The 23,914-nt window shown below is 71.7% G+C and carries 23 protein-coding genes; 12 read left to right on the top strand and 11 right to left on the bottom strand.

Features of this window, described 5'->3' with window-relative positions; genetic code table 11:
• The first annotated feature begins 128 nt into the window (after positions 1–128).
• Positions 129–1,172, top strand: coding sequence for a helix-turn-helix transcriptional regulator (locus tag CRP49_RS11725; RefSeq protein WP_097253324.1), 1,044 nt, complete (start codon positions 129–131; stop codon positions 1,170–1,172).
• Here the strand turns inward: CRP49_RS11725 and CRP49_RS11720 are convergent.
• The 5 genes from CRP49_RS11720 to CRP49_RS11700 all read right to left on the bottom strand — a co-directional run bounded on the left by CRP49_RS11720 (position 1,135) and on the right by CRP49_RS11700 (position 6,185).
• On the bottom strand, positions 1,135–2,115 hold the full coding sequence (locus CRP49_RS11720) for a helix-turn-helix transcriptional regulator (protein ID WP_097253323.1): 981 nt from the start codon (positions 2,113–2,115) through the stop codon (positions 1,135–1,137). The genes CRP49_RS11725 and CRP49_RS11720 overlap by 38 nt on opposite strands.
• Positions 2,112–3,101, bottom strand: coding sequence for a helix-turn-helix transcriptional regulator (locus CRP49_RS11715; protein WP_097253322.1), 990 nt, complete (start codon positions 3,099–3,101; stop codon positions 2,112–2,114). The genes CRP49_RS11720 and CRP49_RS11715 overlap by 4 nt, the downstream gene beginning before the upstream one ends.
• Entirely contained in the window at positions 3,098–4,102 is a 1,005-nt protein-coding gene (locus tag CRP49_RS11710; RefSeq protein ID WP_097253321.1) for a helix-turn-helix transcriptional regulator, read from the bottom strand. The genes CRP49_RS11715 and CRP49_RS11710 overlap by 4 nt, the downstream gene beginning before the upstream one ends.
• Positions 4,103–4,169: 67 nt before the next feature.
• On the bottom strand, positions 4,170–5,153 hold the full coding sequence (locus tag CRP49_RS11705; RefSeq protein WP_097253320.1) for a helix-turn-helix transcriptional regulator: 984 nt from the start codon (positions 5,151–5,153) through the stop codon (positions 4,170–4,172).
• Positions 5,154–5,174: 21 nt separating this feature from the next.
• Positions 5,175–6,185: a helix-turn-helix transcriptional regulator gene (locus CRP49_RS11700; protein ID WP_244201798.1), complete on the bottom strand. Its 1,011-nt coding sequence runs from the start codon at positions 6,183–6,185 to the stop codon at positions 5,175–5,177.
• Between the two features lie 297 nt (positions 6,186–6,482).
• On the opposite strand from CRP49_RS11700, the gene CRP49_RS11690 reads away from it, so the two are divergent.
• A complete protein-coding gene (locus CRP49_RS11690) occupies positions 6,483–6,818 on the top strand; it encodes a hypothetical protein (RefSeq protein WP_094215856.1) in 336 nt (111 codons plus the stop codon).
• Between the two features lie 179 nt (positions 6,819–6,997).
• On the opposite strand, the gene CRP49_RS11685 is transcribed toward CRP49_RS11690, so the two are convergent.
• The gene (locus tag CRP49_RS11685) at positions 6,998–7,411 is read right to left on the bottom strand and encodes a pyridoxamine 5'-phosphate oxidase family protein (protein ID WP_097253319.1); all 414 of its coding nucleotides are present in this window, start codon (positions 7,409–7,411) and stop codon (positions 6,998–7,000) included.
• A 160-nt stretch (positions 7,412–7,571) separates the two neighbouring features.
• On the opposite strand from CRP49_RS11685, the gene clpB reads away from it, so the two are divergent.
• Positions 7,572–10,169 carry an ATP-dependent chaperone ClpB gene (gene clpB, locus CRP49_RS11680; RefSeq protein WP_097253318.1) on the top strand — a complete coding sequence of 866 codons (2,598 nt, stop codon included), beginning with the start codon at positions 7,572–7,574 and terminating at the stop codon, positions 10,167–10,169.
• Positions 10,170–10,383: 214 nt separating this feature from the next.
• Here the strand turns inward: clpB and CRP49_RS11675 are convergent, their stop codons facing one another.
• Positions 10,384–10,854: a hypothetical protein gene (locus CRP49_RS11675; RefSeq protein WP_143669981.1), complete on the bottom strand. Its 471-nt coding sequence runs from the start codon at positions 10,852–10,854 to the stop codon at positions 10,384–10,386.
• Between the two features lie 139 nt (positions 10,855–10,993).
• On the opposite strand from CRP49_RS11675, the gene CRP49_RS11670 reads away from it, so the two are divergent.
• A complete protein-coding gene (locus tag CRP49_RS11670) occupies positions 10,994–11,524 on the top strand; it encodes a YbjN domain-containing protein (RefSeq protein ID WP_094215852.1) in 531 nt (176 codons plus the stop codon).
• A 44-nt stretch (positions 11,525–11,568) separates the two neighbouring features.
• Here the strand turns inward: CRP49_RS11670 and CRP49_RS11665 are convergent, their stop codons facing one another.
• Positions 11,569–12,753 (bottom strand): pyridoxal phosphate-dependent aminotransferase, encoded by a 1,185-nt coding sequence (locus CRP49_RS11665; RefSeq protein WP_097253316.1) that lies wholly within the window; start codon positions 12,751–12,753, stop codon positions 11,569–11,571.
• A gap of 140 nt (positions 12,754–12,893) precedes the next feature.
• On the opposite strand from CRP49_RS11665, the gene CRP49_RS11660 reads away from it, so the two are divergent.
• From CRP49_RS11660 to CRP49_RS11645, 4 genes are all read left to right on the top strand, one after another.
• Positions 12,894–13,211, top strand: a complete 318-nt coding sequence (locus tag CRP49_RS11660; protein WP_097253315.1) for a hypothetical protein — start codon at positions 12,894–12,896, stop codon at positions 13,209–13,211.
• Between the two features lie 315 nt (positions 13,212–13,526).
• Positions 13,527–14,054, top strand: a complete 528-nt coding sequence (locus CRP49_RS11655; RefSeq protein ID WP_094215849.1) for a DUF2617 family protein — start codon at positions 13,527–13,529, stop codon at positions 14,052–14,054.
• Positions 14,055–14,206: 152 nt separating this feature from the next.
• Entirely contained in the window at positions 14,207–15,847 is a 1,641-nt protein-coding gene (locus tag CRP49_RS11650; protein WP_097253314.1) for a polyamine aminopropyltransferase, read from the top strand.
• A 79-nt stretch (positions 15,848–15,926) separates the two neighbouring features.
• Positions 15,927–16,727: an SRPBCC family protein gene (locus CRP49_RS11645; RefSeq protein ID WP_097253313.1), complete on the top strand. Its 801-nt coding sequence runs from the start codon at positions 15,927–15,929 to the stop codon at positions 16,725–16,727.
• Positions 16,728–16,737: 10 nt separating this feature from the next.
• On the opposite strand, the gene CRP49_RS11640 is transcribed toward CRP49_RS11645, so the two are convergent.
• Positions 16,738–17,115 (bottom strand): YciI family protein, encoded by a 378-nt coding sequence (locus CRP49_RS11640; RefSeq protein WP_097253312.1) that lies wholly within the window; start codon positions 17,113–17,115, stop codon positions 16,738–16,740.
• A gap of 63 nt (positions 17,116–17,178) precedes the next feature.
• Here CRP49_RS11640 and CRP49_RS11635 point away from each other — a divergent pair, with 63 nt between their 5' ends.
• The 4 genes from CRP49_RS11635 to CRP49_RS11620 all read left to right on the top strand — a co-directional run bounded on the left by CRP49_RS11635 (position 17,179) and on the right by CRP49_RS11620 (position 21,217).
• On the top strand, positions 17,179–17,967 hold the full coding sequence (locus CRP49_RS11635; protein WP_097253311.1) for an aldose epimerase: 789 nt from the start codon (positions 17,179–17,181) through the stop codon (positions 17,965–17,967).
• 10 nt (positions 17,968–17,977) lie between these two features.
• Entirely contained in the window at positions 17,978–18,526 is a 549-nt protein-coding gene (pyrE, locus tag CRP49_RS11630) for an orotate phosphoribosyltransferase (RefSeq protein WP_097253310.1), read from the top strand.
• A 147-nt stretch (positions 18,527–18,673) separates the two neighbouring features.
• Positions 18,674–19,696, top strand: a complete 1,023-nt coding sequence (fbaA, locus tag CRP49_RS11625) for a class II fructose-bisphosphate aldolase (protein ID WP_094215843.1) — start codon at positions 18,674–18,676, stop codon at positions 19,694–19,696.
• Positions 19,697–19,762: 66 nt separating this feature from the next.
• Positions 19,763–21,217: an MFS transporter gene (locus CRP49_RS11620; protein ID WP_097253309.1), complete on the top strand. Its 1,455-nt coding sequence runs from the start codon at positions 19,763–19,765 to the stop codon at positions 21,215–21,217.
• Positions 21,218–21,405: 188 nt separating this feature from the next.
• On the opposite strand, the gene CRP49_RS11615 is transcribed toward CRP49_RS11620, so the two are convergent.
• Both CRP49_RS11615 and CRP49_RS11610 read right to left on the bottom strand, forming a co-directional pair.
• Entirely contained in the window at positions 21,406–22,344 is a 939-nt protein-coding gene (locus tag CRP49_RS11615; protein WP_097253308.1) for a sigma-70 family RNA polymerase sigma factor, read from the bottom strand.
• Between the two features lie 10 nt (positions 22,345–22,354).
• Positions 22,355–23,557 carry an NAD(P)/FAD-dependent oxidoreductase gene (locus CRP49_RS11610; RefSeq protein ID WP_097253307.1) on the bottom strand — a complete coding sequence of 401 codons (1,203 nt, stop codon included), beginning with the start codon at positions 23,555–23,557 and terminating at the stop codon, positions 22,355–22,357.
• Positions 23,558–23,914: the final 357 nt, after the last annotated feature.

Raw genomic sequence — 23,914 nt, 5'->3', positions numbered from 1 at the left:
GCCGGACGAAAACGGGTCGTAACGTCGGTTTTCGCCGCCCGCGGTGCGTGGAGCCGTGTTGCGGACCCGGTCCCGGCCGCGCATAGTTGCGCTGCGGAAGAGGCAGCAAGCCGGGGGTGGAATGGGCGATGGCCAGGCACGGGACGGAGCAGCATCCACACGGTGCCGACCGACTGTGCGGGGTCGGGGATCGCGTGTATTCCCGGGCCGTACGTCGGGGACGGGTGCCGCGCACCGACGCGGAACAGGTGCCCTGCCTGCTGGAACTTGCCCTGCTGCACCCTGACCCGGACGACATGGACTGGCTGGTGCCGACCTCCCCGCAGGAGGTCATGACCCGGCTGCTGCGCGGGGTCTACGACGAGGTCAGGGAGAGCCAGCAGCGGGTGGGTTCGGCGGTGGCCGCGGTCGAGTGGTACGCCGGTCTGGGCCGGCAGCTGCAGGCCCTGTCGGCACCGGGCGAGGGCACGGCCATCCGCGTGCTGGACGGGCTCTCCCGCATCCAGGCCGCGATGGACGAGGCGACCGAGGCGTGCACCACCGAGGTGCTCACCGTGCAGCCCGGCGGCATCCGGCGCGAGGCCGAGCTGACCGAGGGACTGCACCGGGCGCTGGCGCTGCGCGGCCGGGGCGTGCGCATGCGCGACCTGTACACGCATGTGGCCCGGCACGGGCAGGGGCTGCTCAACTACCTGGAGCTGATGGGTGACACGGTGGAGGCCCGCACCCTGGACGAGGTCATCGACCGGCTGATCCTCTTCGACCGCACGGTCGCCTTCATCCCCGCCAACTCCGAGCGCACGATGGCCCTGGAGCTGCGCCACCCGGCGCTGGTCGAGTACCTGGTCACGGTCTTCGAGCGGCTGTGGCGGCTGGCGCTGCCGCTGACGGCTCCCCTTCCCGACACCGGCATCGAGGGCATCTCGCACCGCGAGCGCTCCATCGCCGCGCTGCTCGCCGAGGGCCATCAGGACGCGGTGATCGCCGAACGGCTCGGCATAAGCGTGCGGACCTGCCGGGCCCACATCGCCCGCCTGTCGGACACGCTCGGCGCGGCCAGCCGTACCCAACTGGGCGTGCGCATCGCCCAGGTGGGCCTGAACGGCCCCCCGCACCCCGGCCCGCCGGCCGCGCTCACGCTTCCTGATCAAGGATCCCCGAGCGTGCGATGAGGTAGCCGAGCTGGGCGCGGCTGTCGCTGCCGAGGGTGGTGGCGAGCTTGGCGATGTGGACGCGGGCGGTGCGGACGTTCATGCCGAGGCGGTCGGCGATGACGGTGTCGGTGTGGCCCTCCACGAGGAGGGCGGCGATAGCGCGTTGGCGCGGGGTGACGCCGTTCAGCGAGGGCCGCTGGGCGGTCTCGGGGTACATGGGGGTGGCCAGCCGCCAGAGCCGCTCGAAGGTCGTGACGAAGTACGTCAGCAGGGCCGGGTGGTGCACCTCCAGGGCGAGCCGGCCGTCGTCGCCCGCGGGGATGAACGCCACCGTGCGGTCGATGACGATGAGCCGGTCCGGCAGTTCGTCCAGACCGCGGGTCACGACGTCGCCCCGCAGCCGCTCGAAACTGGCGTACACGACGGGCAGATGGCGCTGGGTGTGCTGGTAGAGGGCGCGGATACGGCCGCCCCGGTCGAGCAGCGCCTGGTCGCGTGCGTAGGCGGCGGCGCCGGCCGCCTCGCCGCGCGGGCCGCTGAGCCCGGCGTGCGACTGGATGCAGAGCACCTCCTCGGCGGCCTCGGCCATGGCCTCGGTGATGGCCCGGTTGATCCGCTCGGTGCCGCTGTGCAGCCGGAGCAGGGGGGTGCCGGGGCCGTCGGCGTGCGGGGCGTCGATCCGCATCAGCGACTCGAACTGCTCCACCAGCCGTTCCTCCCGCCGCCGTTCGTCGGCGACGCGCGCCGCCGAGGTGCTCAGCAGCCGGTGCAGGGCCGCGGCCGGGGAGACCGGCTCCATCAGCTCCGGGTCGTGCAGGACCGGGTGCAGCAGCCCGAGGTCGGTGAGGCAGGGCGCGTCCGCCGCGTCCACGGCCCGTACGTGGCCGTCCTGCAGGGCCTGCTCGTACAGCTCGGCGCCGGTGGCGCACAGCTCCTCGATCCCGTGCTCGCGGTGGCTCACCGGGCCGCCTCCTCCAGCTCCAGGATCCCGGACCTGGCTATCAGATACCCGAGCTGGGCGCGGCTGTCGCTGCCGAGGGTGGTGGCGAGCTTGGCGATGTGGACGCGGGCGGTGCGGACGTTCATGCCGAGGCGGTCGGCGATGACGGTGTCGGTGTGGCCCTCCACCAGCAGGGCGGCGATGGCGCGTTGGCGTGGGGTGACGCCGTTGAGGGAGGGCCGCTGGACGGCCTCGGGGTACATCGGGGTGGCCAGGCGCCAGAGGCGGTCGAAGGCGGTCACGAAGAAGCGGAGCAGGGCCGGGTGGCGTACCTCCAGGGCGAGCCGGCCGTCGTCGCCGGCCGGGATGAACGCCACCGTGCGGTCGATGACGATGAGCCGGTCCGGCAGCTCGTCCAGCGTGCGCGCCTCCGCCTCCCCGCGCAGGTCCTCGTACCGGGCGAGGACGAGCGGCACATGGCGCTGGGTGTGCTGGTAGAGGGTGCGGATACGGCCGCCCCGGTCGAGCAGCGCCTGGTCGCGGTCCATGGCCACCGCCTGCGCGGTCCGGCCGCGGTCGTTGTTGTAGTGGATGTTGGGCTGGATGCAGAGCAGTTCGTCGGCCGCCTCGGCCATGGCGTCGCTGATGGCGCCGTTGATGCGTTCCGTGCCGCTGAGGATGCGCAGGGTCGGGGTGTCGGTGTGGGTGCTGTGCCGGGGCTCGACGCGCATCAGCGGTTCGAACAGCTCCGTCAGCCGCTCCTCGCGCCGGCGTTCCTCGGCGATGCGGGCGCGGGAGCCGCGCAGCAGGTGGTTCAGCAGGGCGGCGGGGGCGACGGGTTCGAGCCGGCCGAGGTCGTCGACGGACGGGTGCAGCAGCCCGAGGTCGGTCAGACAGGGGGCGTCCGCCGCGTCCACGGCGCGGATGTGGCCGACCCGCAGGGCCTGCTCGTACAGCTCGGCGCCGGTGGCGCACAGCTCCTCGATCCCGTGCTCGCGGTGGTTCACCGGGTGGCCTCCTCCAGCTCCAGGATCCCGGACCTGGCTATCAGGTAGCCGAGTTGGGCCCGGCTGTCGCTGCCGAGGGTGGTGCCGAGCCTGGCGATGTGGTCCCGGGTGGTGCGGACGTTCATGCCGAGCCGCTCCGCGATCACGGTGTCGGTGTGCCCCTCGACCAGCAGCCGGGCGATGGCGCGCTGCCGGGGCGTGACGCCGTTCAGGGTGGGGCGCCGGACCGGTTGCGGGTACACGGGGGTGGCCAGCCGCCACAGCCGGTCGAAGGTGGTCACGAAGTACGTGACCAGCGCGGGGTGGCGGACCTCCAGCGCGAGGGTGCCGTCGTCGTCCGCGGGCAGGAAGGCCACCGCGCGGTCCATGACGATGAGCCGGTCGGTCAGCTCGTCCAGGCAGCGGCCCTCGATGTCGCCGACGAGCCGTTCGTTGTAGGCGTGGACGGCCGGCAGATGGACCACGGTGTGCTGGAAGAGGGTGCGGATACGGCCGCCGCGGTCGAGCAGCCGCTGGTCGCGGTGGTAGGCGACGTCATGGGCGGCCTCGCCGCGCGGACCGGCCATGCCGGCGCTCGGCTGGATGCACAGGACCTCCTGGCGCGCCTGCTCCATGGCCTCGGTGAGGGCCTGGTTGATCCGCTGGGTGCCGCTGTGCAGGCGCAGCAGCGGGGTGCCGGCTCCGGTGCCGGTGGCCCGCGGTCCGTCCGTCCGCATCAGCGGCTCGAACTGCTCCACCAGCCGGTCCTCGCGCCGGTACTCGTCCGCGATCCGGGCCCGGGAGCCGCGCAGCATCCGGATCAGGGCGGCGGCGGGGGCGACTGGTTCGAGCCGGGCGGGTTCGTCGCGGGCCGGGTGCAGCAGCCCGAAGCGGGTGAGGCAGGGCGCCTCGACGGCCTCCTCGACGCGCAACCGGCCGTCCCGCAGGGCCTGTTCGTACAGCCTCACCCCGGCGGCGCACAGCTCTTCGGCTCCGTGGTCCCGGTGTGGTGCCGCGGTCACTCCGATATCTCCTCCTGTTTCGGGATCTGCCGCGGCAGCCCGAACCGCAGCAGGCGGGGCGCCGCGCTCACTCGTGTTCCTCCTCCGGGTCGAGTATCCCCGACTGTCCGATGAGGTAGCCGAGTTGGGCCCGGCTCTCGCTGCCCAGGGTGGCGGCGAGCTTGGCGATGTGGACGCGGGCGGTGCGGACGTTCATGCCGAGCCGGTCGGCGATCACGGCGTCGGTGTGCCCCTCGATCAGCAGCCCGGCGATGGCGCGCTGGCGCGGGGTGACGCCGTTCAGGGTCGGCCGCTGGGCGGCCTCGGGATGCATGGGGGTGGCCAGGTGCCAGAGCCGGTCGAAGATGATCGCGAAGTAGTCCAGCAGTGCCGGGTGGCGGATCTCCAGGGCGAGCGTGCGGTCCTTGTTCGCCGGGATGAAGGCCACCCGGCGGTCGATGAGCAGCAGCCGCTCGGTGACCTCGTCCAGGGTGCGGGCCTCCACGTCGCCGCGGAGCGTCTCGTAGCGCCCGACGACGAGCGGCACATGGCGCTGGGTGTGCTGGTAGAGGGTGCGGATACGGCCGCCCCGGTCCAGCAGTGCCTGGTCGCGGGCCAGGGAGGTGGCCTGGGCGGCGAGGTTGCCCCGGGCGTGCGGCTGGATGGCGAGGATCTCTCCGGAGACCTGCTCCATGGCCTCGGAGATGGCGACGTTGATCCGGTCGAGTCCGCTGAGCATCCGGATGGCCGCGGCGTCCGCCGGGGCCGGGTCCGGCGCCGCGAGGGCGAGGAGCGGCTCCAGCGCCTCGGTGAGCCGGGCGCCCTGCCGGCGCCGGTGGGCTATGTCCTCGTCCACGACGCGCAGCAGGCGGGTGAGGGCGACGGCGGGTGCCACCGGTCGCAGTCGCCGCGCGTCCGCCACGTCCGGCTGCAGGAGCCCCGTGTCGAGGAGACAGGGCAGCGCGTCGGCGTCGCCGGCCGGGACCTGGCCCTCACGCAGCGCACGGGTGTAGAGCTGCAGACCCGCCTCGCACAGTTCCTCCGGTCCGTGGTCGTGCGCTCTCGCGGTCACGGGTGGCTCTCTCCCTGTGGTTCAGGGCTCCTGTTTCAGGATTCCGGACTGGGCGATGAGAAATCCGAGCTGGGCCCGGCTGCCGCTGCCCAGGGCCTGGGCGAGCTTGGCGATGTGGGCGCGGCAGGTGCGGACGTTCATGCCCAGGCGGCGGGCGATGGCCTCGTCGACATGGCCCTCGACCAGGAGCTTGGCGATGGAGTGCTGGATGTCGGTGATGCCGTCGGGGGCGGTCTCGTAGGGCGCGCCGGCGCTCAGTGGCACCGCCCGGTTCCACATGAACTCGAACACCTTGATCAGGTAGCGCACCAGGCCGGGGTGACGCAGCTCCAGGGCCACCTGGCGGTCGTCCCGGATGGGGATGAACGCCACGGTGTCGTCGCAGATGATGAGCCGCTCCACCAGTTCGTCGATGGTGCGGTACTCCACCTTGCCGGCGGCGAACTGGTCCACCCAGGCCAGCCGTTCGGGGCTGTATCTGGCGGTGTGCTGGTAGAGGGTCCGGATCCGGACTCCTCGCTCGATCAGGGGCTTGTCACGTTCGAGTGCTTCGATGAGCCTGCGTTCGGGGTGGCGGTGGGCCGGCTGGACCGTGAGGACCTCGTTCTGGCACTGGGCCGTCGCCAGGTCGAGGGCCGCGTTGATCCGGTCGAGGCCCTCCAGCACGGTGACAGCGTGCGCGGACGTCGTCGTCTGGGCGCTGAGGTCCATGAACGGCTCGAACGCCTCAGCAAGTTCGGTTGACAACTGCCTGCGCTCGGTGATTTCGCGCTCGAGGGGGTTGAGCCGCTGGGCCAGGGCGACCGATGCGGGGACGGGCCGCAGCCAGTTCGGGTCGTCAGGATCGGGATGGAGGAGGTCGAACTCCATCAGACAGGGGGCGACCTCCGCGTCCGCGCGGGCGATACGGCCTGTGCGCAGCGCGTTCGCGTAGAGACGGCTTCCTGCCTCGCACAGATCGGTCAAGGCATGGGGATGTGTCTCTTTAATGCGATTCGTCACCAAATCTCCACCCCCCAGGGTCCTGAACATGCAGGAACATGATGCACTGAATGTGTGGCCATGACGTGCCCGAATGAGCCATCGTCTTGTTCGACGGGGGAAGAGGGGACTTTCAAGTGAGGACGAAGCCGACTATGCGAAAGAGAATGCTTCGCTCGATACTTGTCGCCGCCTTCTCCGCCGTTGTGGCCTTCGGATCGCTGAGTGGCCTCTCTGGCGCGAAGGGTGACGTGCGAGCGGACACCGCTTGGTCTGTCACGGCCAAAACAGACCAGACCGACGCGGGCACCGCTGCCGCCTTCCCAGACGACACCGCGTGGAGCTGACGTGACCACTCCACCAGACGACCGCTCTTTCCGACGCGAAATGGCCACCGCCTACCGCTCGGGCTGGCACTTCATCGACCTGGTCACCGCCATCCCCCACAGCGGTGACTCGCTGATGGTGACCGTGTTCGGCGAGCCGGTCGTCGTCACCCGGGACGAGGACGAGGACGTACGGGCGTACCGGTGCCTGCGCAAGCCTCGCGGGGCGCCGCAGCCGGTCCGGTGTGCCATCCGGTACGGCATGATCTTTGTGAACCTGGACCAACGTGACCACCGGCTGGCAGAACCGGAGATCGCGGACTTGAGGACTATTTCGGCCACCCCCCGCAGTGCCTGACGCGATTCCCCCGTCGTAAAAAAATCGCTCAGGTGCTTCCCCCCGCAGCGGCGTCACCGTGACCTGAACACGGTGACGCCGCTGCAGTTTGTGCCGACATTTCGGGGTATGGGAGCGGTCCCAGGTGGCTGAAACCGACCGGTTGACCGGCCCGCCTCAGCCCTGCTTCAGCCCTCGCCTCAGCCCCGTCCGAGCGCCCGCTCCAGCGTGATCTCGATCACCACCCGGGAGGGGTTCTCCCCGGGCTCCCGGTGGTACCGCTCGGCGTACCGCCGCTCCGCCTCCGCCACCCGCTCCGGCTCGGTGCGCACATGTGCCCGGCCCTCCAGCGTGGCCCAGCGCCGGCCGTCCACCTGGCACACGGCGACCCGCGCGCCCTCGGGCCCGGCCGCGAGGACGTGGGACACCTTCGCGCTCGTCTTGTTCGTGATCACCCGGGCCAGCCGTGCCTCGGGGTCGTACGTCACCCCGACCGGCACCACGTGCGGGCTGCCGTCGGGTCGCAGCGTGGTCAGGGTGCACAGGTGCCGTTCCCGCCAGAAGGCGAGGTACGGCTCGTCCGGGGCGGCCGGGTCCTGGGAGTAGGTGGGCATGCGCCGAAACCTAGTTGCAGGAAGCTGCAATCCCCAAGGTGGGGGCCGCGCGCACCTTGAGTGGAATAGACTCAACTTTGTGTACGCTGGTTAAGTCAGCAGTGGGAGACAGTCCGGGAGAGACGGCCGACGAGCCGACGCCGAGGAGGAGAACGCGAACGTGGACGCCGAGCTGACCAACAGGAGCCGGGACGCGATCAGCGCGGCCGGCAACCGGGCCGTGACCGAGGGGCACCCCGACCTCACACCCGCTCACCTGCTCCTCGCGCTGCTCGCGGGGCAGGAAAACGAGAACATCACCGACCTGCTGGCCGCCGTGGAGGCCGACCAGGTGGCGGTACGCTCCGGAGCCGAGCGGGTGCTCGCCTCGCTGCCCAGCGTGACCGGCTCCACCGTGGCGCCACCGCAGCCCAACCGGGAGCTGCTCGCGGTCCTCGCGGACGCCGCCGAGCGGGCGAAGGCACTCGGTGACGAGTACCTGTCCACCGAGCACCTGCTGATCGGCATCGCCGCGAAGGGCGGCGCGGCCGGCGAGGTGCTCCAGGGGCAGGGCGCCGACGCGAAGAAGCTGCAGGAGGCCTTCAAGAAGGCCAGGGGAGGACGCCGCGTGACCACCGCCGACCCCGAGGGCCAGTACAAGGCCCTGGAGAAATTCGGCACCGACTTCACCGCCGCCGCCCGCGAGGGCCGGCTCGACCCGGTCATCGGGCGGGACCAGGAGATCCGCCGGGTCGTGCAGGTGCTGTCGCGTCGTACGAAGAACAACCCCGTCCTCATCGGTGAACCCGGCGTCGGCAAGACCGCCGTGGTCGAGGGGCTCGCCCAGCGGATCGTGAAGGGGGACGTCCCCGAGTCGCTGAAGGACAAGCGGCTGGTCTCCCTCGACCTCGGCGCGATGGTGGCCGGTGCCAAGTACCGCGGCGAGTTCGAGGAGCGGCTGAAGTCCGTGCTCGCCGAGATCAAGGACTCCGACGGGCAGATCATCACCTTCATCGACGAGCTGCACACCGTCGTGGGCGCCGGCGCCGGCGGGGACTCCGCCATGGACGCGGGCAACATGCTCAAGCCGATGCTGGCCCGCGGCGAGCTGCGCATGGTCGGCGCCACCACGCTGGACGAGTACCGGGAGCGGATCGAGAAGGACCCCGCCCTGGAGCGCCGCTTCCAGCAGGTGCTGGTCGCCGAGCCGACCGTCGAGGACACCATCGCCATCCTGCGCGGCCTCAAGGGCCGGTACGAGGCCCACCACAAGGTGCAGATCGCGGACAGCGCGCTGGTCGCGGCCGCCACCCTCTCCGACCGGTACATCACCTCCCGCTTCCTGCCCGACAAGGCCATCGACCTCGTCGACGAGGCGGCCTCCCGCCTCCGCATGGAGATCGACTCGTCCCCCGTCGAGATCGACGAACTCCAGCGCTCCGTCGACCGGTTGAAGATGGAGGAGCTGGCGATCGCCAAGGAGACCGACCCGGCCTCCCGCGAACGCCTGGAGAAACTGCGCCGCGACCTCGCCGACAAGGAGGAGGAGCTGCGCGGCCTGACCGCCCGCTGGGAGAAGGAGAAGCAGTCCCTCAACCGGGTCGGTGAGCTGAAGGAGCGCCTCGACGACCTGCGCGGTCAGGCCGAACGCGCCCAGCGCGACGGCGACTTCGACACCGCGGCCAAGCTGCTGTACGGCGAGATCCCGCAGCTGGAGAAGGAGCTGGAGGAAGCCTCGGAGGCCGAGGAGGAGGCCGCCAAGGACACCATGGTCAAGGAGGAGGTCGGCTCCGACGACATCGCCGACGTCGTCGCCGCCTGGACCGGCATCCCGGCCGGCCGCCTGCTGGAGGGCGAGACGCAGAAGCTGCTGCGCATGGAGGACGAGCTGGGCAAGCGGCTCATCGGCCAGACCGAGGCCGTACGGGCCGTGAGCGACGCCGTACGACGGGCCCGCGCGGGCATCGCCGACCCCGACCGCCCCACCGGCTCCTTCCTCTTCCTCGGCCCGACCGGCGTCGGCAAGACCGAACTCGCCAAGGCCCTCGCGGACTTCCTCTTCGACGACGAGCGGGCCATGGTCCGCATCGACATGTCGGAGTACGGCGAGAAGCACAGCGTGGCCCGCCTGGTCGGCGCGCCCCCCGGGTACGTCGGCTACGAGGAGGGCGGCCAGCTGACCGAGGCCGTCCGCCGCCGCCCCTACGCCGTGGTGCTGCTGGACGAGGTCGAGAAGGCCCACCCCGAGGTCTTCGACATCCTGCTGCAGGTGCTGGACGACGGCCGCCTGACGGATGGTCATGGCCGCACGGTCGACTTCCGCAACACCATCCTGGTGCTCACCTCCAACCTGGGCAGCCAGTACCTGGTCGACCCGGTGCTCGGCGAGGCGGAGAAGAAGGAGCAGGTCCTGGAGGTCGTACGGACCTCCTTCAAGCCGGAGTTCCTCAACCGGCTCGACGACCTCGTGGTCTTCTCGGCCCTGGACAAGGAGGAGCTGGCCCGGATCGCCCGGCTCCAGATCGACCGGCTGGCCAAGCGGCTGGCCGAGCGCCGGCTCACCCTGGACGTCACCCCCGAGGCCCTGGCCTGGCTGGCGGACGAGGGCAACGACCCGGCCTACGGCGCCCGCCCGCTGCGCCGCCTGGTCCAGACCGCCATCGGCGACCGGCTCGCCAAGGAGATCCTCTCCGGCGAGGTCAAGGACGGCGACACGGTCCGCGTGGACCGCTTCGGCGAGGGGCTGATCGTGGGCCCGGCGACGGGTAAGACGCTGTAGGACGCGTCGGCGTGCGGCCCCTTCCTCCGCTCACCTTCCGGTGGCCGCGGGAGGGGGCCCGCCGCGTTTCGGTGGTCGGCTCAGACGCTGGTCACGGCGTCGTACAGCGTCCAGAAGAACCAGATCGAGAAGCCCAGACAGCCCAGCCACAGGGCCCACAACACCCATCGCATCGGCCTTGGTATGCGCATGACCGCATCATCGCTCACCTGTGTCACACGGTGAACGCCGTGAACCTCACCAGCGCGGTGTCCGGGCCCTCGTACGTCACGTTCACGACGACCGCGTTCGCGTCGACGCCGGCCGGGGGCTCGTGCTCGTCGGTGTTCAGGTTCAGACACAGGTCCGCGCCTTCGTCGCACAGCTCCGTGCCGGGCGCGGGCCCCTTCGGGTAGGTGCTCCTCAGCCAGTCGCGCACCCCCGCCCGTGGCATCCGGAAGGTGGCGTCGTAGTCGGTGTCCATCCAGGCCTGCACCGTGCACTCGGTGTCGTACGCCCCGTCCGGCAGCTTCGCCCCGCCGAAGTCCAGGGCCTCGGCGCACGGCACCTTCTCCGGGCCCCCGCCCAGCGGATAGTCCGAGGTCGCGAACCTCACCACCACCACGGCCAACCACACCAGGACCAGTGCGGGAAGTGCCCCCACCAGGGCGAAAAGGCCCCATCTGGTCCACCCTCGTGCCGCCACGCCGCCCCCCGTCGCTCACCGACCCGCCACCCGTCCAGACGGATCATGTCAGCCGACGGCTGACAGGCCCCGTCGGGGCTTGCCACCCCCCTCCCCGCATGGGGGAGGATGACGGAATCCGTACGAAGGGAAAAACACGGTGACCATCGACCCGTCCTCGATTCCGAACTTCGGGGGCCAGCCCGAGCCGCAGCCCCAGGGACCGGGTGGCCCCGTCGTCCCGGATCAGGACCTCGTGAAGCAGCTCCTCGACCAGATGGAGCTGAAGTACGTCGTAGACGAGGAGGGAGACCTCGCGGCGCCGTGGGAGCAGTTCCGCACGTACTTCATGTTCCGTGGGGAGCCCGAGCAGGCGGTCTTCTCGGTGCGGACCTTCTACGACCGCCCCCACAAGATCGACGAGAAGCCGCAGCTGCTCGAGTCCATCGACGACTGGAACCGTCGCACGCTGTGGCCCAAGGTGTACACCCACACCCACGACGACGGCACGGTCCGCCTCATCGGTGAGGCCCAGATGCTGATCGGCACCGGCGTCGACATCAACCACTGGGTCTCCTCCACGGTCAGCTGGGTGCGGGCCGCGATCGAGTTCGACAAGTGGCTGGTCGAGCAGCTGGGTCTGGAGCAGGAGATCGACGACGCGGAGAAGCCCGAGGAAGACGGGGAGTAACCACGTCCGGCCAGGTCCGGGGGCCGTGAGCCCCCGGACAGGGCTCACATGCGCCGCAGCCGCTCCGCCGCCTCGCGCAGGACCTCCTCGCGCTTGCAGAACGCGAAGCGCACGAACGGCGCCCCCGCCTCGCGGTCGTCGTAGAAGACCGCGTTGGGAATGGCCACCACGCCCGCCCGCTCGGGCAGGGCGCGGCAGAAGGCGAAGCCGTCCTTCTCGCCGAGGGGGCGGATGTCGGTCGTGATGAAGTAGGTGCCGGCCGGCTTGAAGACCTCGAAGCCCGCCGCCGTCAGCCCCTCCGCGAGGATGTCCCGGCGGGCCAGCATGTCCCGCCGGAAGCCGTCGAAGTAGGAGTCGGGCAGCGCCAGGGCCTCCGCCACCGCGTACTGGAACGGGCCCGAGGAGACGTACGTCAGGAACTGCTTCGCCGAGCGGACCGCGGTCACCAGCTCCGGCGCCGCCGTCACCCAGCCGACCTTCCAGCCGGTGAAGGAGAAGGTCTTGCCGGCCGAGCCGATCGTCACCGTCCGCTCGCGCATCCCGGGGAACGCGGCCAGCGGCAGGTGCTCGGCGTCGTCGAAGACCAGGTGCTCGTAGACCTCGTCCGTCACCACCAGCAGGTCCCGCTCCACCGCCAGCTCGGCGATCGCGGCCAGCTCCGCGCGCGTGAGGACCGTACCGGTCGGGTTGTGCGGAGTGTTGATCAGCAGCAGCCGGGTGCGGTCCGTGACCGCCGCGCGCAGCTCGTCCAGGTCCAGCCGGAAGCGCCCCTCATGGGGCCGCAGCGTCACCGGCACCCGCCGCCCGCCCGCCATCGCGATGCTCGCCGCGTAGGAGTCGTAGTACGGCTCCAGGGCCACGACCTCGTCGCCCGGCTCCAGCAGCGCCAGCAGGGAGGCCGCGATGGCCTCCGTGGCGCCGGCCGTGACCAGCACCTCGGTGTCGGGGTCGTACGACAGCCCGTAGCGGGTCTGCTGGTGCGCGGCGATCGCGGTGCGCAGCTCGGGGACGCCCGGACCCGGCGGGTACTGGTTGCCGCGCCCGTCGCGCAGCGCCCGTACGGCGGCCTCCCGGACCTCCTCCGGGCCGTCGGTGTCGGGAAAGCCCTGGCCCAGGTTGATCGACCCGGTCGACACGGCGAGGGCGGACATCTCCGCGAAGATCGTCGTCCCGAACTCGGCGAGACGGCGGTTGAGGTGCGGGCGCGCGCTGGAGGTCATGCCGGCCATCCTGCGCCCAAGCTCTGGACTTCCTCAACTCTGCTTTGACGAATGAGACGGCCGGGCATCCCCCCGTCACCGCACGAGAGGCGGGAACGGACGAGGCGTCCACGGGGGCCGCTTCGGGGGAACGGAAAGAAGGTGACGCCATGGGCACCGTCTTCATCATCCTGGTGGTCGCGCTCATCTGCGTCGGGGTCGTCGCGTCCGCGGCCCGCCGTGGCGGATGGTTCGGCGGCGGCTCGTCGTCCTCGGCGTCGTACCAGGGGGACAGCAGCGGCAGCTGGTGGGCCGGCGGGGGAGACGGCGGATCGTCGTCCGGCGGCCACCACTCCGGGGGCCACCACGGGGGCCACTCCGGTGGGCACCACTCCTGCGGGGGCGGTCACTCGTCGTGCGGCGGAGGTTCCTCGTGCGGCGGGGGCTCCTCGTGCGGTGGCGGGGGCGGATGCGGGGGAGGCAGCTGACACGGGGCAGCCGAGCTTTCCCGCTGCCGGGCGCCCGTCGGACGAAGGCATTCCGCGGGCGCCTGGCCGTTTTGTCCGCGCGCCGGGCGTACGCCGTAGTTGAACAGTTGAGCTGTGGAGCCCTCTGAGGGATGGAAACCCCACGAAGTTGGGTAAAAACGCTGTGGCGGAGCCACTCTTCATGATTCCCTCTAATTCACCAACGCAGCCCCTCGGACGTCCTTGCAGACTCCCCTCCCCGGCCGGACCGGCCGGGCTGACCGGGCTGACATGGCCGATCTCCCCCTCTTCTTTGCGTGTTAGCGGAGCCGATCCATGCTCACGACCCTGAACACCTCCTATACCGATACCCGTGCTGCCGACCTCGCCTGGGCCCTGGGGCGCGAGCCGTTGCCCGCCCTGGCCACCCTCGATCTGGAACTGACCGGGGCGAAACTGCAGTTGAGACTGCTCGGCGCATCCCATCAGGTGCTCCTGGAGGAGCAGCGGGGTGACTGCTCGGAGACGGTCGCGTGCATCCCCGGGTCCAGTACCCCGCTGCCGCTGGGCGTCGCCAAGCGGGTCGGCGACTGGGAGTACGAGTTCGCGGCGCGCGTCGAGGTTCTCACGCCGGGCTCTTTCGCGGGCCGGGCTCAGGAGTTGCTGGCCCTGGTCTCCGACCATCCGCACGGCCTCGCCGGTGTCTTCCCCGGCAGCCCGCACGCCTTCACCGCGATGCTGGCCCAGCGCCACGAGGGCCAGGTGCACTGGCGCACCTGGCACGCCTACCCGCAGGACGGCCAGTTGGTGGCGACACGGACCCGGGTCGGGGCGCGGGTGACGGTGGTTCGGTCGAACCAGTAGCGGCGGTCCAGTCGAACCAGGAGCGGTGCCCGAGTCGATCTGGGACTCGTCGGACAGACTCTCGGCGGACATAAACCCCCGATGCGTCAAGTGCCCGAGTTCCACACGTGTGGGTGACGAAGCGTACCGAGCGTGTGACGTAACGTCGCAACGTGATCGAACCGCACGCCCCTGCGCGCCCGGGTGCCGCGCCCTGGACCGGCGGCCCCGCACGGCTGCCCGTCCGGCCCGGCACCGGGCGGTTCCTGGTCCTCGTGTGCGTCTTCGTGTGCGCGGCCTGCGGACTGGTGTACGAACTCGAACTCGTCGCCTTCGCCTCGTACTTGATCGGCGACTCGGTCACCCAGGCCTCCGTCGTGCTGTCCGTGATGGTCTTCGCGATGGGCATCGGCTCCCTCGCCGCCAAGCGGCTGCGCTGGCACGCGGCCGCCGGCTTCGGCGCGATCGAGACCGCCCTCGCCCTGGTCGGCGGCTGCAGCGCGATGGCGTTGTACGCGGTCTTCGCCTGGACCGGCGGCTGGGGCGGGGTGTGGGCCGACGGCCCGCGCGCTCTCCTGGTCGGCTTCTCCCTCGCCATCGGGCTGCTCGTCGGCGCCGAAGTCCCCCTGCTGATGGAGCTGATCCAGCGGATCCGCCGCCAGGACGCGGGCGGCGCGGTGGCCGACCTGTTCGCGGCGGACTACGTCGGCGCACTGGTCGGCGGCCTCGCCTTCCCCTTCCTGCTCCTGCCCTTCCTAGGCCAGTTGACCGGCGCCCTGCTCACCGGCACCGTCAACGTCGTCGCGGGCGGCGCCCTGGTCCTCGGCCTGTTCCGCCGCGACCTGACCCGCCGCGCCCGCTGGACCCTGCTGCTCGTCGGCCTCGCCGTCCTCGCCGTGCTCGCCTCCGCCGCCGCCCTCGCCGACGAGTTCGAACGCGCCGCCCGGCACGCGGTGTACGGCAGGGACGTCCGGGTCGCCCTGCAGACCGATGTCCAGGAGGTCGTCCTCGCCGGCGGCACTCATGGCCGCCCCCTCGACCTCTTCCTGGACGGCCGGCTGCGGGTCGGCGGCCGCGACGAGCGCCGCTACCACGAGGCGCTGGTCCACCCCGCGATGACCGGCCCGCACGCGCGCGTGCTGATCCTCGGCGGCGGCGACGGTCTGGCCGCCCGCGAAGTCCTGCGGTACGGCGGTGTGCGCCGCGTCGACGTCGTCGAACTCGACCCCGGCCTGATCGGCCTGGCCCGCAACGACCCGGGCCTGTCCGCCCTCAACGGCCGCTCCTTTGCCGACCCCCGCGTCCGCGTCACGACGGCGGACGCGCTCACCTGGCTGCGTGGGGCGCCGCAGACGGCGTACGACGTCGTGATCGCGGACCTGCCCGACCCCGGCATCACGGCCAGCACCAAGTTGTATTCACAGGAGTTCTACGGCCTGACCCGCCGCGTCCTGGCCCCCGGCGGCCGCCTGGTGGTGCACGCGGGCCCCGTCACCGCCCGCCCCCGCGTCTTCTGGACGGTGGCTTCGACGCTCCGAGCCTCCGGCTTCGCCGCTTCCCCGTACCGGGTCCTGGGCCACGACTCCGGCTTCCCGGCGGGGCCGGACCGCTCGGCGGGGGCGTCGCGGGCGCCGCACGACTGGGGGTTTCTGGTGGCGGTGCCGGGGGGCTCGGCTCCCCGCCTGACCCTGAGCCCCGGGGGCCCGCACCCGCGAACCCTGACGCAGGGTGACCTGATCGCTGACGCGAGGGCGGCCGAACGCACGCGGATCGACGGACTGCCCGCCTCGACGCTGGTGCATCCACGGTACTGAGGCGAGTGCTTCACTTTCCGGCCGGCCGGGACGGCGCGGGAGGGTACGTTCCGCTCGCTCCTGGGTAGGCTCAGCCGACATGGAGCACCAGGTCTTCGTCCCGGTTCCGGTCGAGCGGCTCAGAGAAGCCCTCGCCGACCCCGCACGGGTGGCGCGGGCGGTCCCCGGACTCCAGCAGGACGCCGGCGCCGAACCCGTCGCAGGACGCCTGAAGTTGCGCGTGGGCGGGCACTCCGTCACCTACCGCGGAGCGGTCCGCGTCACGCCCCGCGAGAACGGCACGTACGCCGTCGAGGGCGACGCCACCGAGGCCCGCGGCACCGGCAGCGTCAAACTCGCCCTCACCCTGCGCCTCACGGGCACCGAGGACGGCACCACCGTCACGGTCGAGGGCACGGCGGACGCGGACGGCCGCGTCGCGGAACTTCCGGCGGACGCGGTCGCCTCGGCGGCGACCCGGCTGCTGAACCGTTTCGTGGAGAGCCTGGCGGAGACCGCGGAGACCGCGGAGGAGCAGGAACCAGAGCCGGAGCAGGTGCCGGAGCAGGAACAGGAGCCGGAGCACACGTCGGTCTTCGACACCGAGGTCCCTCCGCCCTCCCTGGACCGCGACGCGGACGAGACCACCCCCGACGACCGCTTCACCGAAGACTTCGCCGACCTGGGCGAGCCCCCCGCCGAGGCCGCGCACGCGCGCCGCACGATGATCGGCCGCAGCGCGGAGGAGGTCGACCACGCCCCGCCGCGCGGCCGCTACGCCCCCGTACCGGCCCCCCAGACCGTCGCCGGGAACCCGGCCCTGCGCTGGGCGGCCCCCGCGGCGGCCCTGGCCCTGGCCTCGGCGATCGTCCTGGGCCGCGCCCTGCGCAAGCGCCGCTAGGGCACAGGATCTAGCGCCCCGGCCCCTCGTCGCCCATGCCGAACCAGTCGTGGATCGGCCGTACCTCGATCGCCACGACATGGAAGTCGAGGACGCGTTCGGCGATCTCGCGCGCCCGCTCCGGGCTCGCGCACTCGATGACGTAGTAGGCGGTGACCTGCTCGGCCGCGTCCGTGAGCGGACCGTCCGCCGCGACCGACCCCTGCCCGGCCCAGCGGAGGGTGGCCGTGTCCCTCGGGTAGGCCAGCCCGGCGCCGTTCAGTATCTCGCCGGTGTCCGCCAGGTCCTCGTGGAGCGCTTCGTGCCGCTGGAACACCTCGGCGCGCTGCTCGGCGGTCATGGCCTCGGTCGCCGCGGGGTCGGCGTACATCAGCACCATGTACTTCATCCCCCCACCCTGGCACCGCCCGGACGGCGCACGCCCTCTTGATCGCCCCAGTAGGGTCGTCCCGTGAGTAACGAAGACATCACGCTGACCGCGGGCGACGCGGAAGTGAGCGTGCGGCCCGGCAACGGCGGCCGCATCGGTGGGCTCCGGATCGGCGGCACGGAGGTGCTGCGCCAGGGCGAGCGCTACGGCTGCTTCCCGATGGTGCCCTGGTGCGGCCGGATCCGGGACGGCCGCTTCCTGGACGGCGCCACCGTCCGCCAGATGCCCCTCAACTCGCCGCCGCACGCCATCCACGGCACCGCACGCGACGGCGCCTGGCGCACCGCCCGCGTCGACGCGCACGAGGCCGTCATCACGCACGACCTGGTCGACCCCTGGCCACACCGCGGCCGTGTCACCCATGTCGTCACGCTGACCGAGGACAGCCTGACGCTGACGATGTCCGTGGAGGCGTACGACGACTCCTTCCCGGCGCAGATCGGCTGGCACCCCTGGTTCCACCGCAACCTGGGCGGTGAGGACGTCCGGCTGGACTTCACGCCCGCCTGGCAGGAGGAGCGCGGCGCCGACCACCTGCCCACCGGCAACCGCGTCGACCCCAAGCCCGGCCCCTGGGACGACTGCTTCGGCATGCCCGACGGCGTCGACGTCACCCTCACCTGGCCCGGACAGCTGGAGCTGAAGGTGACCAGCCGCGAGGAGTGGGTCGTCGTCTACGACGAGCAGGCGGAGGCGGTGTGCGTCGAGCCGCAGACGGGGCCGCCCAACGGCCTGAACACCCTGCCCCGCCTGGTCACACCGCTGGAGCCGCTGGAGGCGACGACCACCTGGAGCTGGCGGCGCCTCTAAGCTGTTCGGCATGACGGACGTACGTGGCGCGCTGCTGCAGCAGATCAAGGACAAGGCCGTGGTGCACGGCAAGGTGACCCTCTCCTCGGGTCTGGAGGCCGACTACTACGTCGACCTGCGCCGCATCACCCTCGACGGCGAGGCCGCCCCCCTGGTCGGCCAGGTGCTCCTGGACCTGACCGCCGACCTCGACTTCGACGCGGTGGGCGGCCTGACCATGGGCGCCGACCCGGTCGCCGCCGCCATGCTGCACGCGGCCGCCGCGCGCGGCAGGAAGCTCGACGCCTTCGTCGTACGCAAGGCCGCGAAGGCGCACGGGCTGCAGCGGCGGGTGGAAGGGCCGGAGATCGCAGGCCGACGGGTGCTCGTGGTCGAGGACACCTCCACCACCGGCGGTTCCCCGCTCGCCGCCGTGGAGGCCGTGCGCGAGGCCGGTGCCGAGGTCGTCGCGGTCGCGACCATCGTGGACCGGGCCACCGGCGCCGCCGAGAAGATCGAGGCCGGCGCGGGTGTTCCGTACCGGTTCGCCTTCTCGAAGGATGAACTGGGTCTGGACTGACGCGCCGGTTTGACCTGGACTTGACCGGGGGCGCCGACCATCACGTCATGTCTGGAAAGATGGGGACGACGATGACGTCGCCCCCAAGGTCTAGGTCAGGGCCGTAGTACGCAGATCGCCAACCCGCACACTCCAAGGAGCGGACAGATGCCCATCGCAACCCCCGAGGTCTACAACGAGATGCTCGACCGGGCGAAGGCAGGCAAGTTCGCCTACCCGGCCATCAACGTCACCTCGACCCAGACCCTGCACGCGGCGCTGCGCGGCTTCGCGGAGGCGGAGAGCGACGGCATCGTCCAGATCTCTACTGGCGGCGCCGAGTTCCTGGGCGGCCAGTACAGCAAGGACATGGTGAGCGGCGCGGTCGCGCTCGCCGAGTTCGCGCACATCGTCGCCGAGAAGTACCCGGTCAACGTCGCGCTGCACACGGACCACTGCCCGAAGGACAAGCTCGACGGGTACGTACGTCCGCTGCTCGCGCTCTCCGAGGAGCGCGTCAAGGCCGGCCGCAACCCGCTGTTCCAGTCCCACATGTGGGACGGCTCCGCCGAGACCCTGGCCGACAACCTGGCCATCGCGCAGGAGCTGCTGGAGCAGGCCCGCCGCGCCAACATCATCCTCGAGGTGGAGATCACCCCGACCGGTGGCGAGGAGGACGGCGTCTCCCACGAGATCAACGACTCCCTGTACACCACGGTCGAGGACGCGATCCGCACCGCCGAGGCCCTGGGCCTGGGCGAGAAGGGCCGCTACCTGCTGGCCGCCTCCTTCGGCAACGTGCACGGCGTGTACAAGCCGGGCAACGTCGTGCTCCGCCCCGACCTGCTGAAGGAGCTGAACGACGGCGTCGCCGCCAAGTTCGGCAAGGCCTCCCCGTTCGACTTCGTCTTCCACGGCGGCTCCGGCTCCACCGAGCAGGAGATCCTCACCGCGCTGGAGAACGGCGTCGTGAAGATGAACCTCGACACGGACACCCAGTACGCCTTCACCCGTCCGGTCGCCGCCCACATGTTCAAGAACTACGACGGCGTGCTGAAGGTCGACGGCGAGGTCGGCGACAAGAAGACCTACGACCCGCGCACCTGGGGCAAGCTGGCCGAGGCGTCGATGGCCGCGCGTGTCGTCGAGGCCACGCAGAACCTGCGCTCCGCGGGCAACAAGATCAAGTAAGCACGTCTCACGACGTCTGCGACGGACCCGGTGCCACAGCGCCGGGTCCGCTGTATACCTGGGAGCATGCCCGACGTCCGGATCACCGCGCCCCAGGGCAAGTGGATCCTGTTCACCACGGTCCTCGGCTCCAGCATGGCCATGCTGGACTCGACCGTCGTCAACGTGGCGCTCCCGACCATCGGCCGCGACCTGGGCGCGAGCCTCGCCGCCCTGCAGTGGACGGTCAACGCGTACATGGTCACGCTGGCCGGCCTGATCCTGCTGGGCGGCTCGCTCGGGGACCGCTACGGCCGCCGGAAGATCTTCGTGCTGGGGGTCGTCTGGTTCGCGGCCGCGTCCCTGCTGTGCGGCCTGGCCCCCACATCCGGGGTCCTCATCGCCGCCCGAGCCCTCCAGGGCGTGGGGGGCGCACTCCTCACCCCCGGCTCCCTCGCGCTCATCCAGGCATCCTTCCACCCGGACGACCGGAGCCGGGCGGTCGGCCTCTGGTCCGGCTTCGGCGGCATCGGGGCGGCCGTCGGCCCGTTCCTGGGCGGCTGGCTGGTGGACGGCCCCGGGTGGCGCTGGGTGTTCCTCCTCAACGTGCCGCTGGCGCTGCTGTGCGTCCCGGTCGCCCTACGCCACGTCCCAGAGTCGTCCGACGAGCGCTCTCACGGCCGCTTCGACGTCCTCGGCGCGGCCCTGGGCGCCCTGGCGCTCGCCCTGCTCACCTACGCGCTCATCGAGGCCCCCACCGGCTCCCTGGGCGTGACGCTGAGCGCGGTCGGGGGCGTGGCCGCGGCCGTCGCCTTCGTCTACGTCGAGAAGCACCGCCCCGACCCCATGCTCCCGCCGGACATCTTCGCCTCGCGCCAGTTCACGGCGGTCAACCTGGTCACCCTGTGCGTGTACGCGGCCTTCGGCGGCTTCTTCTTCCTCACCGCGCTCCAGCTGCAGGTGGTGGCCGGCTACTCCGCCCTGCAGGCCGGTACGGCCCTGCTCCCCACGACGGCCATGATGCTGCTGTTCTCGGCCCGCTCCGGCGCGCTGGCCGACCGCACGGGCCCGCGCCTGCCGCTCACCGTCGGCCCTCTCCTGTGCGCTTCGGCGATGCTGTTGATGCTCCGGGTGGGCCCCGACGCGAACTACCTCACGGACGTCCTCCCGGCCCTGCTCGTCATGGGCACGGGCCTGGTCACCCTGGTCGCCCCGCTGACCGCCACGGTCCTGGCCTCCGTCGACACCGCCCGGGCGGGCCTGGCCAGCGGCATCAACAACGCGGCGGCGCGGGCGGCGGGCCTGGTGGCCGTGGCCGCGCTGCCTCTTCTGGCGGGGATGGGGCCGGAGGCGTACCGCTCCGCGGCCGCCTTCGACGCCTCGTTCGACCGCGCGATGCCGATCTGCGCGGGCGTCCTGGTGGTGGGGGCGGCACTGGCCTTCACCCTGATCCGCCGCCCGCCCCCGGGCTGCCGCCACCCGGAATGCAAGAGGCACGGCTGTGTCACGTCTCCGCCGCTGGAGGCCGACGAACCTGCGTAGCTTTGGGCCGTCCTTCGGCTGCGGGCACGTTGTGGCTGGTCGCGTCCACGCGGCGGCAGCGGCACCACAAGCCGAGCCCGCATGTGCTGTGAGACCGACGTGCTCAGGCCGCCGTGCTGCTGTCCGGCGGGGGACGAAGGGGTTCCGTCCTCGTTCCGACTCAGGTCACTGGATTCCGGTGGCTCTGGTCACCATGCGGTGATGACCGGCGCGTCGGGTTCGTGTTGCCGCCAGGCCTCATTGAGGCGCGCGAGCCGGTCCGCGGCGCCGATGCCGCGCAGGGACGCGACCTTGCCGTCGCTGACTTCGAACGCCACGGCGCCCACGACCCGGTCGTCGACCACGGCGAGGACGGCCGGGGAGCCGTTGACCAGCGCGATGTGCATCGCGGGGGAGCCGCCGGCCAGCCGCCGCTTCGCCGGAGTCGGCTTGAAGCCGGCCCGCACGTAGGAGGCGACGCGCTCGCGCGTCTTGTACCGCAGCAGCCGCCTGGCCAGTCCGGCGCCGTCCGAGACCGCGGTCACGTCGTCGGTGAGCAGCGCCACCAGCCGTTCGGTGCGCCCCGACGTGGCGGCGGCGAGGAACTCCTCGACGATTCGGCGCGCGGACGCGGGGTCCACCGCGTCGCCGCCGCGGCGCTCGGCGGCGACCCGGCGTCGGGCCCGGTGGACATGCTGCTGGCTCGCGGACTCGGTGATGTCGAGGATCCCGGCGATCTCGGCGTGGGGGTACGAGAAGGCCTCGTGCAGGACGTAAGCGGCCCGCTCGACCGGCGAGAGGCGCTCCATGAGGGTCAGCACGGCCAAGGACACCGATTCGCGCTGCTCGAAGGTGTCGGCAGGGCCGAGCATCGGGTCGCCCTCGAGGAGTGGCTCGGGCAGCCAGTCTCCGACAGCGCGCTCATGGCGCGCCTGCGCCGAGCGGAGGCGGTCGAGGCAGAGATTGGTGACGACCTTGGTCAGCCAGGCCTCCGGCACCTCGATACGTTCCCGGTCCGCGGCCTGCCACCGCAGGAACGCGTCCTGCACGGCGTCCTCGGCGTCGGCCGCCGAGCCGAGCAGACGGTACGCGAGCGAGGCCAGCCGGCCCCGGCTGGCCTCGAACCGATCGATGGCTGCGCTGTCCATGCGGAGCAGCCTATGCGGCGACCCTCACACCGGTCCGGTCAGGCGCGGTGGCCAGGCGGCGCTTGCGCTTCGGCATGCCGAAGGTCGGGTGGGCGATGCTCCACCCGGCCCCCTTGAGCACGCCTGACTTGAGCCACGCGGCGGTCCGGCCGCCCAGGTACCAGGACTTCGACCGGACGTCCCCGTCCACCATCTGGAAGATCGCGTCCCGCCGCCCGAGGCTGATGTGGTTGCCGTAGTACTTCAGCCCAGTGGTCGGGACTTTGCTGCCCGTCAGGCGCGCGATGATCGCGGCGGTCGCCTGCATGTTGGTGTAGCCGGCCGAGGCGCAGGACATCGGCAGCGGCCGGCCGTTCTCGCCGATCGCGTAGGCGCAGTCGCCGGCGGCGTAGACGTCCGGGTGCGAGACCGAGCGCATGGTGCGGTCGACGACGATCTGGCCGCTCTCGGCGACCTCCAGGCCGCTGGCGGCCGCGATGGGGTGCACGGCGAACCCGGCCGACCAGACGATCACGTCGGCCTGGATGGACGTACCGTCGGCGGCGATCGCCCGTGTCGGCTCGACGGCTTCGATGCCGGTGTGCTCGTGGACGGTGATGCCGAGCCGGTCGAAGGCCTGGCGCAGGTGACGGCGGGCCTTCGGAGAGAGCCAGGCGCCCAGCTCGCCGCGGGCGGCGAGCATGACCGTGAGGTCGGGCCGGGACTCGGCGAACTCGGTGGCGGTCTCGATGCCGGTCAGCCCCTCACCGACGACCAGCACGGTGCCGCCCTCGCCCAGGCCGGCCAGGCGCTCGCGCAGACGCAGCGCCGAGGACCGGCCGGTCACATCGAAGGCGTTCTCGGCCACGCCGGGAACGCCATGGTGGGCTACGGAGCTGCCGAGTGCGTAGAGAAGCGTGTCGTACGCGAGCTCGCCGTCGCCGTCGCCGTCGCCGTCCTCGCCGGTCACGGCGACGGTCCTGCGCTCGGGGTCGACGCCGGTGACGCGCGCCAGGCGCAGCCGGACCCCGGTGCCCGCGAATACGTCGGCGAGCTTGCGGAACGCGAGGTCCTGGCCGATCGCGAGCTGGTGGAGCCGCATCCGCTCAACGAAGTCGGGCACGGCGTTGACGACGGTGATCTCGGCGTCGGCGGGGGAGAGCCGGCGGGCCAGGTTTCCGGCGGCGAAAGCCCCGGCGTATCCGGCGCCGAGTACGACGATGCGGTGCTTCATGGCGTTGCTCCTGTCTCGTTCGCGTGCCCCTTGAACGGGACGGCGCCCCGATTGCTGACAGGAGCCGGATGTGACGAGGGTCACCCGGGCGTCGGCGTTGGAGGCGACCCTGCGCGCTTGCAACCGGGCCGCCGGCTATACCTCGCAGCGCTGTCCGCGCTGCGGGCACACCGAGCGGGTCAACCGGCCCACCCTGACATGTGCTGGGGCTGGGTGGATGCGACCCGTGACCGTCCTGCCGTAGGGGATGGTCGGGAGCGCGACGAGGTGTGAACGATCGAGTGCACAGACTCGGACGTCCACGGCCGCGAAAGTGACGAGACCCTCCTCGGCTGCGTAACCACCGCCGCTGGGGTT

It is taken from the genome of Streptomyces sp. Ag109_G2-15 (assembly GCF_900215565.1).
Taxonomy (GTDB): Bacteria; Actinomycetota; Actinomycetes; order Streptomycetales; family Streptomycetaceae; genus Streptomyces; species Streptomyces diastatochromogenes.
The sequence above is the reverse complement of the archived record's forward strand: the minus strand, read 5'-3'. Positions and strand labels throughout refer to the sequence as shown.